The organism is Novipirellula methanifontis (assembly GCF_052161655.1).
Classification (GTDB): domain Bacteria; phylum Planctomycetota; class Planctomycetia; order Pirellulales; family Pirellulaceae; genus Novipirellula.
Map to the genome: position 1 here is coordinate 8,990,142 of NZ_CP197418.1, position 13,554 is coordinate 9,003,695.

Here is a 13,554-nt window from a genome sequence, read left to right on the forward strand (position 1 = left end):
TGAACTGTTACTGTGATTCTTCAATTGACGGTTCAACACCATGCTACTCCGTTAAAGTTCGAGCTGACGCCAGAAAGCATATAGAGTGTGCGATTCCGCACCTCTGCAAAGTAGAGCCGAACTTAGGGGGTTTAGGATTGCACCGCAACAAAATTCTGCAAAAAAATAAAAATTAGCAGCCATACCCAAGTTCTGTGAAAGATCGCATCACGAATTATTGCGAGTCGCGTTTGATCGCTGGATAGTCAAAATGGGTTGTCGCGGTACCAAGACTGCACTGGAGTTGGACCGATTCGAATATCGAGGCGGAAGGTGCGTGTCTTGAACTGCGCGGACCTTGCCATACGTGATCATGCCGACCTTACGGTCCGCTGCTCAGATTCGACCGTTCGCGTCGAAACCGATGCCCGGCAACGTCGAGCAGACTACGCGAACGCAACTGAGCAACTCGGTGGGGTATTTCCCGAGCCCTTCGGCAAAAACACAAACGAATACGTTATAGTCGAAGGCCGGTGAAAATTTCCCTGACACCGGTTGCCACGGTTAATTGCCTGATAGACTTGTCCAATATGGACTTCTGGACGTTGGCGTCGCACCGGAGATACCGCGGAAAGGGGTATTGGCATTCGTTGAAGGCAAGCTTAAGCCTATGATCGGAGCGATTTACTCTGCCGTCCCGTTTTCTTCCTTCGAAGACGCAGCCTTCACCTCTTTTAAATTGAGTCTAGAGGAACCATGCCTGCCTACGACTTTTCGACGCTATCTCCGCTGGATTTTGAGGAACTTTCTCGCGATCTCCTGCAGAAAGAGCTTGGGCTTCACCTCGAGAGTTTTCGTAGCGGACGTGACAGGGGGGTCGACCTTCGTTACTCAAAACCTCGCGACGGGACAGTCTTAATTGTCCAAGCGAAACACTGGGCAAAGTCCGGCTTCGCAAAGCTGAAAAGCTACATGAAGCATGAGGAGTTGCCAAAAGCAAGAAAGCTAAAGCCGTCTCGCTACATCTTGACGACTTCAGTCAGCTTCGCCAAAGGTGAAAAGGACGAACTGTTCAAAGTTTTGTCTCCGTTAATTCAGTCGCCCGGTGACATCTTTGGAGCGGAGGATCTAAACAACCTGCTCGGTAAGTATCAAGGTATTGAAAGGCAGCATTTCAAACTTTGGCTTCCGAGCGTTGCTGTTCTCCAGAAGTTACTTTCAAATGGTGTGTTCGCTCAAAGTGCATTGGAGATGGACGAGATCGAACGTCATCTATCAATGTTCGTCCACACACCAGCGTTCGATCGCGCGATCGACATGCTTAGCGAGACTGGGGTATGCATGCTGACCGGAATACCTGGAATCGGAAAGACCACAACGGCGAGACTGCTTGTTGCATATCATTTGGAAAATGATTTTGATGGTGTTTATGTGGCAGGCGGGACGTCAAATGCATTTGACGTTTACAGTCCAGAAATCAAGCAGATCTTCTTCTACGATGATTTCCTCGGGGCAACGAGCCTAAGAGAGCGTCTACCGAAGAACGAAGATTCGCAGCTTCTCCAGTTAATGAAGGCCTGTCGAAAGAATCCCGCAAGCAAGCGTTTGGTCTTAACCACACGGGAATATCTGTTTGAGCAGGCTATCCAACAACACGAGATCCTGGCCAGAGATGCCGGAGTAGAAGCGGCGAAGTCGACTGTTGAGCTAGAAGATTATACGGCAAAAATCCGTGCCAAGATCCTCGTGAATCATTTGCACTTTTATGGAATTGAACCGGACGTTTGTAGCGAATTCGTATCGTCTGGTTTGGCGAGAAAGACACTGGACCACGAAAACTACAATCCTCGCATCGTGGAAACGATGTGCGAGATGCAAAGCGTCTCTGCCTTCAATGGTGATGGATTTGGCAAGGCGTTTCTGGCTCGACTAGACGATCCGAAAAGCATTTGGGAACATGCGTTTCGCCATCAGCTCACCGAGAATGCTCAAAAGTTGTTACTCGTATTCGCTATGCACGGATCGAATGTATCTGTGCAAGGGCTGAAATCACATTACTTGATGTTCCGCGAGGCGTTGGGGCTGGAGTTGTCGGGGTACGATGCCGCTTTTTCGGCGACACTGAAAGAACTGGAAGGTAACTTTTTAGCTGTTCTGCGGCGAAAAGACGTGCCTTACCTTGTCTTTCACAACCCAGCCATAGAGGACTTCACCAGTGCCGAACTCGCCAATGACAACCATCTGTTGAAGACCGCGTTGAACTGTTTTTCTTTTCAAGACGTTTTGATTTGGATCTCGAAAAAGCTGGTTGCTGATCATCGAGGTTTCATCTCGTCAGATGAGATTGTCGCTGCAATGGAGCGAGCCGACCGAACCACCCGTTTTTGCGTTAGTGACAGCAAGAATGGCTCAGTGTTGATGAGCACATCAAGCGCTGAAGATGCCTTAGCGGATTGGATTGGCGTGCTACGGAGATTCCGATCGCTTGCTGCTCTGGATCCGGTATTCGAAATTGCGAGAAAACATCTTTCGGACTCTGACCTATCGCGTTCGGACGTAAGTGAGGTTTGTCGTTTGTACAAGACCTACTTCGAGGCGGCGAAGCCGTACCGAAGCCACCAATTACTTCCCGTTACCGGCGTCCGAGAGCGATTGATTGAGCACTGCTACTTCCCTGAGGACTTTGGTGCAGTTATTGAACTTTTTGATGAGAATGAGGAGGAAGAGAAAGAGAAGTTGAGAGATCATTTTGCATCAACTTGCATCGGCAGCGTTAATTCGATTGTCAATCAAGCGTCTACATCTGATCAGGCGATAGATGCAATCCACGAGTTGGAAAGCGTTGCTGTAAAGCTGGGATTCGACACTAATGATCTCGGACTTGATGACTTGCATGAACATGTTGACATGCTGAGTGAACAAGAAGATCGGCAAGCAGAAATACATGAAGAGGATTGGAAATTCTCTAGACTCGACAAAAGTAAAGAGAGCAGAGCTGTTGACGATATTCTCGATTCCTTACGTGAGTGAGTTGGCAAAAACGTCTAACGTCTGTTTTGTCAGGGCATCAAACGGGACGGGAATTGCAGCGTGCCATGCGGTCAATTCTTTGGGTGGAGCGGATAAGGTGTCAGAACTCAAATAGCCAAACGCTGCATCTGCGGACCGGCAATGTTCGATTGACGAGCGGGTGGGAACCCCGCCTGGAGCAGTCGGAGCTCGCCATTCGCGTGGTCGAGGATCGGATTCGCGATAAGAATCCGCTCGCTGAGGACGTGACCATCAAGTAATTGCTGGCCCAACGGATTGACTTGATGCGTCGTCTAAAAAATCGAACGTTGGCGAAAACGCTTCTACCACTTCCATCGTCTCCACATGATCCCCAGACCGGCAAACATTGCTCCGAACGTGGCGCCCGCTAGATGGGATTCGACTAACGGCTTGAAACCTTCGGCGTTGACAAACAGGATCTCGCCGGTGGTGAATTCATAGACGAGCTTCCCAACTAACAACATTCCCGTTGCGGTCCAAACGCTGGCGAACATTCGATCGCGATTGGCGAGGGATTGTCGAATTTGGTCAGCGATGAACCAGACGAATAGTCCGGTGTCGATTCCGCTCAGGCCTCGGTAACCGGAGACATCTTGGCACGCGAGCATGATGGTTGCGGAGATACCGAGCGCCATCACGATTAGCGAGACTGCGAAAAGTTTGGGATGTTGTCGTTCGCAGGCTGCGCCCAACACCACAAACATTAACACGTCCCAAAACAAATGACCGCCGCCAAAGTGCGTGAGGTGACCAGTAAGAAGACGCCACCACTGACCAGAGGTAACAGAAGCAAAGTCCAACTGTAAACCAGCAGTCAGGCTCGGAAAGGCATACGCCGCGATTGCGATTGCTGATAGGACCGCAGTCACAGGCGAGTGCCGGAGCCAGACACTTCCCTGGCGACACATCGTTTGAAGAGATGTGCCGCTGGCCTTGGGAATCGCTGTGGAGAGGGATTCGCCGGCACTCATCGCATCAGCTCCTTGGTGCTTTGATCTTTGGTGCTTAGTGCCTTTCGTCGACGCATCATCGCGGCAGCGCCTGCACCGCCGAGCGAGAAGATTGCAGTGATCGGGCCGATCGGGCCACCACCGCCACCGCCTGAACCACTGCGGAATGTACCGCCACCTGCGGGCGGAGTGTTTGACGTCGACGATGAACGTGACGGGCCTGATGCTGCGGGCATCGCGGGTGGCGGATTGGTGTAGGCCTGCGGTTGTGGCTCTGAATCTGCAGCTACAGGTGAAGCGGCTTGTTGAACTGTCTGGCCCGGTCTCGCGACGGCACGCGAGCGACCAACCGATTGCTCGGTCATCCCCTCGGGCATCATCACTGGGACGGTTTCTGTGACCAATTGCCCCTGCGGCGGCTCGGAGAGTTCTTTATCGACGGCAATGAATGACGTGTACTGCGTCATCAGTTGATGCTTTAGCCCCAAGGCGGTGATCTCGTCACGTCCTTGCGGAGTTTCGTGGCCCACGTCGCGGTTCCAAATCTGTCGAATTCGCTGGCGGGCCCATACCGGAGCGATCGAGTCGTGGGCGGCTTCTTGTTGGGGAAGTTCTAATTCGAGTCCCATCTGCACGGCTTGCCCTAGGACATTGCCTTTGAGTGTGATCGTCCCCGACGCTGGAGTATCGTATCGGCCCAAAACGATCAGAGGTTTTCCTGCATACAAATCCGGAAGTCGCGAAGGCACTAGGTCTTTCACGACCAGTCCTCCCCAATCGATTTGCAAATCGGTCATGTAGGGTTGGCTGGTCCGTTCATGGAAACGCCGAGCGATCTCAGGCGAGTTGTCCTGGTTGGTGACTTGCATGGAAAACCCACGCCCCATCTCGGCTGCGCGACTGATCAGGTAATCATTCGGCGCTGCACCGAACGCGATGGGAAACACGCGAGCATCCTGGAACTCGGGATTTTGAAGGTAGTGAAGAATCGAATGGTCGTTGCCAACCAGCGCGTCGGTCATCAACACCATGTAGCGTGGGCGAGCCGATTCGTCAGCGTTGCCTTCAAGCGCTAACTCGAGTGCCGACAACAACTGGGTTCCGCCGCTCGCACGCAGCCCGCGCACGAATTGCTTTCCGGCCTGGACATTGACGTCACTGGCCACGAGCTGATCCGCCCGAAAGGCGGTCGCTCGATTATTGAACGCAATGATTCGAAATTCATCCTGTGGGTTCAAATGATCCAGAACATGGTCGGCAAACAAACGCAATTGGCTGATCGCGGGCCCGTTCATCGATCCGCTGGTGTCCAGCACCAGGATCACTTCACGAGGCGTGATTTCCGCCGGCTCGATGGACCATTTCGGTTGCAACGCCAACATCACGTAACCGTCGTCTGCATCGGATTCGCGGTGAGCCAACGATGCCAGGGTGCTCTGATCACCGGCCAAACGATATTCGATAACAAAGTCTTTGTCGGCGATCGTCGACTGGTTCTTCAACGTCGCGACTGCATGGGTTTCTGACGTCTGTTGAATGTCTAATTCGTGGGTGACCGGCACGATTTCTTGAATCGGCATCGCCGCGTCCACCTTCACCGAGACAAACACGTCGTTGCCGTTTCGCATCCCTTCGGGAAGGAAGTCGGGAGTGATCCGCGACGCATCGGGGACTTGATCGGTGTCGGTTGCCCAGCCGCGTCCCACGTTCGGACGACTCAACGGGGCTCCTGGTATATATCGCGGCCCAACAACCATCGGGAATCGAAAGACGTAACGATCTTCGTCGATTTCCAACGGATGAACGTATTCGATGTTCACGGTCACCTCGCCGTGGGCAGGGATGTTGGCCACCGCTTGTGAAAACACGTTGGCCCGTTCTTGTTCCAATAACGCCGCCTTTCGCCCCTCATCCCGAGCTTGTTCGTATTCTTGACGTGCTTCGTCTTTGCGTTTGACCTCGCCGACAATCACACGTTCTCCGATCTGAAACGAATAGGCGTCGACGGCACAGTTTTCGGGTAGCGGAAAGACGTACAACGCTTCGAGCCGTTCGGAATACGGATTCTTAAACACCTGAGAAACACGAACACGGGCCAGGATTCCCGAGATATCGGCTTCCACTCGCGTCTCTTTGAGGGTGAAGGCTGGGCTGGGTGCCGGCAGCCTTGCTTTCAGTTGTTCGAAATCCTCTTCGTCAACTCGCATTTGCCCTTGGGTGACGGGCGCTCCGTTGAGCACGGTGTAACCCGCTTGCGCGACGGCGGAGAAAATGAAGATGGATGCCAGGACGGCGAACGGCGTGACCAGAGGCAATACCGTCGATTGCATCCGACGATCCGGGGATTGAGCGTTCATGGGAAGTGGTGCTCCGGGAATTGAGAATCGAAGTGACTCTCTAGAAAGATCCCGTCCCGTGGGCGGCGAAGCGCGAATTCACCGATTTTCCACCTTCGGAAATCCGACAGGGATGCAAACACCCTGCTAGCGTCATGCTGACACGCCCGGAGCTGAGTAACTTTGGGGCTGCTTGACATCTCGGACGAAACGAGCTTTAAAACACTCCGTCTGTGTGCTGGCGTACAGTTCGGCGATGCGGGCCTCGCAGTGTGTTAAAAACAGCAGAAGATACTTGCTCTGCGCTCAAAACCTGGGAAGATTTGGCGATTGCGTTACTGGCCCCATCGGCTGTTGCGTGAGTGACATTTGACGCACTCCGACTCCGAGCGCAAAATCAAGCTCTCGTTGCGCCAACGTTTCCCACGGCGTTCCCTGGTTTTCTCGTACGCATCGCCTCAGCAAACGCTCGGCCTCGTCACCTCGTTTTTGGAACGTCTCATTGGATCGCAATTCCGAAGATGCCCTTAAAATCACATAATTCGTTGATGGGGCCAGCCCGTCGGGGGAAATCATTGAATCGATTGCTAAACGATATTCCTCAAGGCGCACACTCGTTGCCAGCAAGCGTCCTCGCGTCAGGTCGTTCCACGCTCGCCATCGCGGTGAATCCTCGTGCTCGTAGAGATCCTCTAAGCCAAGGTCAAGATCGCCACCCTCGCTGAGGTACATCAGGGCCGCGTCAATGATCTTTGATGACCGTGTCGCTTGAGCCTTCAGTCGTCCGCGTGACGAACGTAGCTTCGATCGAAACTCGCTCGGTGTGTAATAGTACCGCGTGAAATCGAAGACGCGGCTGCCCGTTCGTTTGATAAACAACATCGTAGTCGGCTCGTCGACGTTCTTACCTTTCAATTCGCCTACGGCTCTCATGATTGAGAGTCGCAATGGATTCGACTGGACTTCGGATTGGTACTCAGCCAACGCCCCGTAGCTTGGCATGTACCTAGCCATCACTTCGGGATCGAATGGGTCACTTTCTTCGGGCCGGTCGAAGATCGTGTAGGCCCCTCCTGTTTGAATTGATAAACGTGTCAGCGCGTAGGGACTAAACCCGCAAAGGATACCGCGGAGGTCTTGCCCACCGAGCCACGTTGGCAAGCTTCGGGGACCTCCTCGCACCGGGGAATTCCAACGCGTGAAATACCAATAGCCAAGTTCAAGTCGTTCGGGCATTGCCGTTTCAGGTCCGCGTCGGACCGGAAGTTGGTAAACCTCTTGAGTCTTACGATCGAAGTAAGAATGCAGTCCCGTGTCGGCACCTAATACGGATGATGGCCCCACGACGGACACCGATACCTGCTGTTCGCGGCAGACTGCGATCGTGTTCTCGAGGTTTTCGATGTCGTCACCGGATTCGTCAGTCCAAATCACGATGGCGATTTGCCGATCGGGCCATGACGACCGATAAACCTTGGCACATTTTGCAACGCTGCTAAAGACATTCTCGTCCCCCGTTCGATCGATGGGCAAATCTTCCACTGCAGAAACAATCTTCTTACCAAATTCCGTCGGTGCGACACGTTCACGCATTGCGGAACCGTAAGAGACGACAGCGCTTCGCAGTTCAAACTCCGCCTCGCTGTGACGATCGACGATGCTTTCATAGAACGGAGCTAAGCGAACGGCGACGCGTTGGCGATCATCCACCAAACTGTGTGATGCGTCGAGCAGCCAAACAACCAACAGGTTGCCTTTTTCAAGCTTCCCTTCCAATTCCGAAGTGATCCGATCGACAGCACCTTCAACCGAGTTGGATGCGGAGAGCGATTCACCAATGTTCTTAGGAACTACGTAGGCGACCGCCGAGACATTGCTGCTACTGCGAGAGGGTTCGTCAATTGCCCCAGATAACTCCAACAAGGAAGCATCCAATTCTGGAGTCACTTCGAATTCGGGGATCACGATGGGCTCATCAGTGAGATCAGAGCCGATGGCATCCAACTGGGTTGTAACATCGATCGTCGTCAGTGAGTACGTGTCGGATTCGCCCACTGCGAATTCCAGGACTTGTGTGCGGCGGACCATCGTGGGAAGGACGAAGAGTGCTAAAGCCAGCAACAACAACGTGTGCAGTCCCGCGGAAGTCAGCAAGGAAACCAAACGACTGTGTCTCTGACTCCATGACGACACTCGTACGTCAGCGGTATCCAAGGGAGAAAACAATTGGGAGCCGGGCATGCGCGCTGCCGGAAAAAGTGAAAAGGTGTGAGAAGCAATCCCTACACGAATAGCCGGTCCATCGAACCCTTGTCAAACGAAACTCAGTTCCGTGCCGGGTCGAATTCGTTGAACGAGATGGAATTTAAATCGTTACGAAATGTGAGGATTTGGTGCCGATAATCACATCGAGGTGTCACAGGCAGGTCCGACAACTGTAAAACAGGTCGAACGATACCAGTTAGCCGACTTTCCGTCTGTGTGATGGCTTACAGTTCGGGGAAATCAAACGGGAGAGGAAGAGTTCCTCTCGATGCTAGAAAAGCATCCACGGGCTCTCGCCCGTGGCTACATCCGGCCGTCCCTTCGGGACTGACGACAGCCACGAAGTGGCGACATGCTGTAGCCATGGGCACTGTCCCAATTGACTGGCCAACAAAAAAACGCCGCCTGAAACATCAAGTTTCAGGCGGCGTTTTTTGAACAGCGGAGGACACGGGACTCGAACCCGCAGCCCCTTACGGGGTACCTCAGTTCCAATGAGGCCGCTCACCAATTCGCTTATCCTCCGAATTCGGCTTCGCTATTCTGTGCTGGATTTCGTTTCCTCGCAACTGGTGGTGTTTTTCAGACCAACGGATTGGTAATGTAAATCTCAAAAACCCAGTGGAGAATGACGGATGGATAACGCGGCGATCGCAGATGTGTTTGACGAAATGGCGGAACTACTGGAGTTCCGCGGCGAAAATCCGTTCCGAATCCGGGCTTATCGCAATGGAGCCCAGGCGATCCGCGATCTCGACGAACCAGTCGCGGCCATTGTCAACGATCCCGATCGCAATCTTGCCGACATTTCGGGTATCGGCAAAACGATCAGTGAGAAAACAGAGACACTAATCCAAACAGGCGGGTTACCCCAATTGGAAGAATTGCGCCAAGCGGTCCCCCCAATTGTGATCCAGATGGCTCGAATCCCTGGCTTGGGCGCCAAAAAAGCGATGAAATTACAGGAAGCTCTGGAAATCGAATCGCTCGACGACCTCAAACTCGCCTGTCAGGAAGAACGGGTCCGCAAAGTCAAAGGATTCGGCCCTAAATCCGAAGAGACGATCCTGGACGGCCTGGCGATCGCCAAGCAGGCCGCCGAGCGAATCTATTGGTCCACCGGCGATGAATTGGCCACAACGATTGGCAACCACATGCAGTCGTGTGAGGGAATCGAAAAGATGAGCTGGGCGGGCAGCTACCGTCGCGGCCGTGAAACGATCGGCGACCTCGACTTACTCGTCGTTGCCAAAGACCGCACCGCAGCGATGGATCACTTCGAAGCTTTTCCCCAGCGGAGCCAAACGATCGCTCGCGGCGATACCAAAATATCGATCCGTGTCGCCAAAGCATTCCAAGTCGACATGCGTCTGGTCGAAGCGAACGAGTTTGGTGCGGCACTGCAGTACTTCACCGGTTCTCAGGCACACAACGTCCACATGCGACGGATTGCCAAAGAACATGGACTGAAAGTGAACGAGTACGGCGTGTTCAAAACCGAAGACGACTCGCGAGTGGCTGGCGAAACCGAAGAAGAGGTCTACAAGGCGATCGGAATGCCTTGGATTACGCCCGAGCTTCGCGAAGATCGCAATGAGTTCACGTGGGCCGAAAAAGGCGAACTGCCCGAGCTGATTGAAACGTCCGACATCGTCGGCGATTTACATATGCACACCAATGCAACCGATGGAACCGCAACGCTGCAAGAGATGGCCGACGCCGCGATCGCGAGAGGACTGAAGTACATTGCGATTACCGACCACAGCCAGCGAGTTTCGATGGCATTTGGACTCGATCCGAAACGACTTCGCGAACAATGGAAAGCGATCGATGCGATTCGTGACGAGTACAAAGGCCGCCTGATCATCTTAAAAGGCATCGAGTGCGACATTCTCGAAAAAGGCGGGATGGATTTGCCGGACGATTGTCTGGCGGAAGCCGACTGGGTGCTGGCGAGTGTCCATTACGGCCAGAAACAGCCACGCGACCAGATCACCGAACGCATTCTCGGCGCGATTGAAAACCCACACGTTGACTGTGTCGCTCATCCCACCGGACGGTTGATCAATCGTCGTCCGCCCTACGAAGTCGATATCGATGCGGTGATGACGGCCGCGAAAGCAAACGGGACGCTGATGGAGTTGAACGCGAACCCGGCACGCTTGGATCTGAATGACGTGCATTTGGCGGCAGCCAAACGGCACGGAATCCCGATCGTGATCAGCACCGATGCGCATTCGACCGATGGCCTGGACGTGATGCGATACGGAATCAAGCAAGCACGTCGCGGCGGTTTGACCAAGGACGACGTGGCCAACACGCGGCCTTGGGGCGAGATGAAGAAATTAATGCGTTAGAGCATTTTTGAAAATGGCATAGGGCTGGTTCCCACCGGCCGGGTTGTGATTGGCCGGTGGGAACCAGCCAATCATCTGTCACCTCTCCCAAACGCAGTTTAAGGGAGAGGTCGAGCAGAGCCCTTCAGCGTTGCTCGGGTGAGGGCCGACCGAACAAGTGGAGACGCACTACAAGCGATGTTGCGCGGACGGCCCTCACCCGGACGACGCCTAAAGGGCCCGTCCGACCTCTCCCATGCTGCGCTCGGGAGAGGTAACCCGCATCGGTTGTCACCTCTGCTAAACGCAGTTTTGACGGACAGGTCGAGCAGAGCCTTCAGCGATGCTCGGGTGAGGGCCGACCGAGCAAGTGGAGACGCACTGCAAGCGATGTTGCGCAGACGGCCCTCACCCGGACGACGCTTAAAGGGCCCGTCCGACCTCTCCCATGCTGCGCTCGGGAGAGGTGACTCGCAAACTGCCGCCTCTCCCAAAACGAAGTTTAGGGAGAGGTAGCCCGCATCGGTTGTCACCTCTGCTAAAACAAGTTTCGCACAAGGTGAAGTATGCTAAGTGAGTTGCACCAATTCCGCAGCCGCACGTTTGCGATTGGCATCGATCGCTTTTTGCTCCAGCTCAGGTGCGACCAGTTCGTAATTGACGCTGCGTTGCCGCGGTTCGAACCCGAGCTCCTCGATCGCTTCGCGAATTTGATCGAGCGTTAAAAAGTGGACCGTACCGGCTTCGGCGACCACGTTTTCTTCGAGCATCAAACTGCCCATGTCATTGGCGCCAAACAGCAGTGCCAACTGGCCAACTTTCAGTCCTTGCGTGACCCAGCTGCTTTGAATGTTCGGCACGTTGTCGAGGAACAATCGCGACACCGCCAACGTTTTTAGGTACTCAAACGAGCCCTTCGGTGGGATGTGCGACAGTTCGGTATTGTCGGGCTGGAACGTCCAACATATGAACGCGGTGAAGCCATTCGTCTCGTCTTGCAACTCGCGGACACGGTGCAAGTGCTCGATTCGTTCCTCCAGCGTTTCGACGTGTCCGAACATCATCGTACTGCTGCTGACGCCGCCAAGTTTGTGCCAGACTCGCATTACGTTTAACCAGTCATCGGTCATGACTTTGCCGCGAGTGATCTCGTTGCGAACGCGGTCGACTAGGATTTCGGCACCGCCGCCAGGGATGCTGCCCAAACCGGCTGCCTTGAGTCGCTTGAGCACTTCTTCGATCGAAAGATTATTGACCTTGGTGAAATGATGCAGCTCGGGAGGGCTGAATCCATGAATGTTTACCTCGGGATAGGCACGCTTGATGTCGCCAAGCATCTCTTCGTACCAATCGAGTTTGTATTTCGGATGCAGTCCGCCTTGCAGCAAAATTTGATTACCGCCCAGCGCGACGGTCTCTTCGATCTTTGCCAACAGTTCGGCGCGAGGCAGCACGTAGCCTTCGTCGCTTTTCGGCCCGCGATAGAACGCACAGAAATCACACACCGCGGTGCAGACGTTGGTGTAGTTGATGTTCCGATCAATATTGTAGGTGCGATAGGGTTCGGGATGCATCCGCCGCGAGACCGCTTCGGCAGCAGCGCCGAGCGCGGCGAGGTCATGGCTTTCAAGCAAACGCAGTCCTTCGGCCGAAGTCAGCCGTTGGCCCTCGATTGCTTTGTCCAAAATGTCACGGATCGAATTATCAGTGGCAGGAGCGATCATGATTTTTCAGTCGTCAGAGAATTCAGGGAGCTTGATTCAGGAACTAAGCCAAGCGAGACCGCTCGGCGACGGAATTCGTCCAATGCGGTGCGTTCGTCAGGCCCAAGCGTGTAATGCAGGTTCTCAGCAAAATAACGGTACAGGTCTTCGTTAGTTAACCCATGGGCGGCAGCCTCACGACTGGCGATTTTTTCGAGCGATGCTAGGCCCTCATCACGCGATGCTTCGAGCGCAATCGCCAAATCGCCGACGTCCACCCCTGCGCGTGCGACCCACATCGCAAACACAAAGGGTAATTCAGTCCATCGGCACCATCGATCACCCAAATCCCATATTTCGTGGTAACAGCGAGGGGCCGGATGCATCGCGCGATCGCCAATCATCAACATCGCGTCGGCATCGATCGCCTCAGGCGTCTGCTCCATTGCGAAGGGGACAATCTCAGGCCGAATGCCGTGAATCTCCCACAGCAAAATTTGCAGCAGTGCGGCGCTCGTGCGACTGCCCTCGTCCAATGCCAGTCGTTTGATTTCGGCGGCCGGAACGCGGCTGAGCAAGCGAACGCTCCACACCGGGCCTCGGCAACCGATCACGGCATCCGAAACAATGGTGTGCGAGGGATCACGTAGGTACTCGACCGAGGGAATCAGTGCCACGTCCAGCTTGCCCGTATGCAAGTCGTCCGCCAGTCGGCTGGGCAAATTGAAGGACAATTCGCCACGATCTCCCAAACGCTCGCGCAATCCCCATACCAACGGCTTCGTATTCAGATACGAAACCGCACCAATGCGAAGCGGAGCGTTAGGCAGTGAAGATGTCATCAAATCTCTTGTTTTGTCGATCAAGGGCGTCATCGATCGCGTGAACGGCAGTGACCGTGCCTTCCAATCCTTTCGGAGACCCGAAAACGAAA

Annotated in this window: 7 protein-coding genes and 1 tRNA gene; 2 read left to right on the forward strand and 6 right to left on the reverse strand. The window is 54.1% G+C overall.

Annotation, left to right across the window (positions count from 1 at the left end; genetic code table 11):
* Positions 1-735: 735 nt before the first annotated feature.
* Positions 736-3,009 carry a restriction endonuclease gene (locus SH528x_RS31995; RefSeq protein ID WP_442507476.1) on the forward strand — a complete coding sequence of 758 codons (2,274 nt, stop codon included), beginning with the start codon at positions 736-738 and terminating at the stop codon, positions 3,007-3,009.
* Positions 3,010-3,332: 323 nt separating this feature from the next.
* Here SH528x_RS31995 and rrtA read toward each other — a convergent pair whose 3' ends face one another.
* The 4 genes from rrtA to SH528x_RS32015 all read right to left on the reverse strand — a co-directional run bounded on the left by rrtA (position 3,333) and on the right by SH528x_RS32015 (position 9,106).
* Positions 3,333-4,001 (reverse strand): rhombosortase, encoded by a 669-nt coding sequence (rrtA, locus tag SH528x_RS32000; protein ID WP_442507477.1) that lies wholly within the window; start codon positions 3,999-4,001, stop codon positions 3,333-3,335.
* The gene (locus SH528x_RS32005) at positions 3,998-6,337 is read right to left on the reverse strand and encodes a VIT domain-containing protein (RefSeq protein WP_442507478.1); all 2,340 of its coding nucleotides are present in this window, start codon (positions 6,335-6,337) and stop codon (positions 3,998-4,000) included. Before SH528x_RS32005 ends, rrtA begins: the two co-directional genes overlap by 4 nt.
* Positions 6,338-6,622: 285 nt before the next feature.
* The gene (locus SH528x_RS32010) at positions 6,623-8,557 is read right to left on the reverse strand and encodes a VWA domain-containing protein (RefSeq protein ID WP_442507479.1); all 1,935 of its coding nucleotides are present in this window, start codon (positions 8,555-8,557) and stop codon (positions 6,623-6,625) included.
* A gap of 466 nt (positions 8,558-9,023) precedes the next feature.
* A tRNA-Ser gene (locus tag SH528x_RS32015) sits at positions 9,024-9,106 on the reverse strand.
* 110 nt (positions 9,107-9,216) lie between these two features.
* Between SH528x_RS32015 and polX the strand changes: the two genes are divergently transcribed.
* The gene (polX, locus tag SH528x_RS32020; protein ID WP_442507480.1) at positions 9,217-10,938 is read left to right on the forward strand and encodes a DNA polymerase/3'-5' exonuclease PolX; all 1,722 of its coding nucleotides are present in this window, start codon (positions 9,217-9,219) and stop codon (positions 10,936-10,938) included.
* A 548-nt stretch (positions 10,939-11,486) separates the two neighbouring features.
* Here polX and mqnC read toward each other — a convergent pair.
* Both mqnC and SH528x_RS32030 read right to left on the reverse strand, forming a co-directional pair.
* Positions 11,487-12,641: a cyclic dehypoxanthinyl futalosine synthase gene (mqnC, locus tag SH528x_RS32025; RefSeq protein ID WP_442507481.1), complete on the reverse strand. Its 1,155-nt coding sequence runs from the start codon at positions 12,639-12,641 to the stop codon at positions 11,487-11,489.
* Positions 12,638-13,462: a menaquinone biosynthetic enzyme MqnA/MqnD family protein gene (locus tag SH528x_RS32030; protein ID WP_442507482.1), complete on the reverse strand. Its 825-nt coding sequence runs from the start codon at positions 13,460-13,462 to the stop codon at positions 12,638-12,640. The genes mqnC and SH528x_RS32030 overlap by 4 nt, the downstream gene beginning before the upstream one ends.
* Positions 13,463-13,554 lie beyond the last annotated feature (92 nt).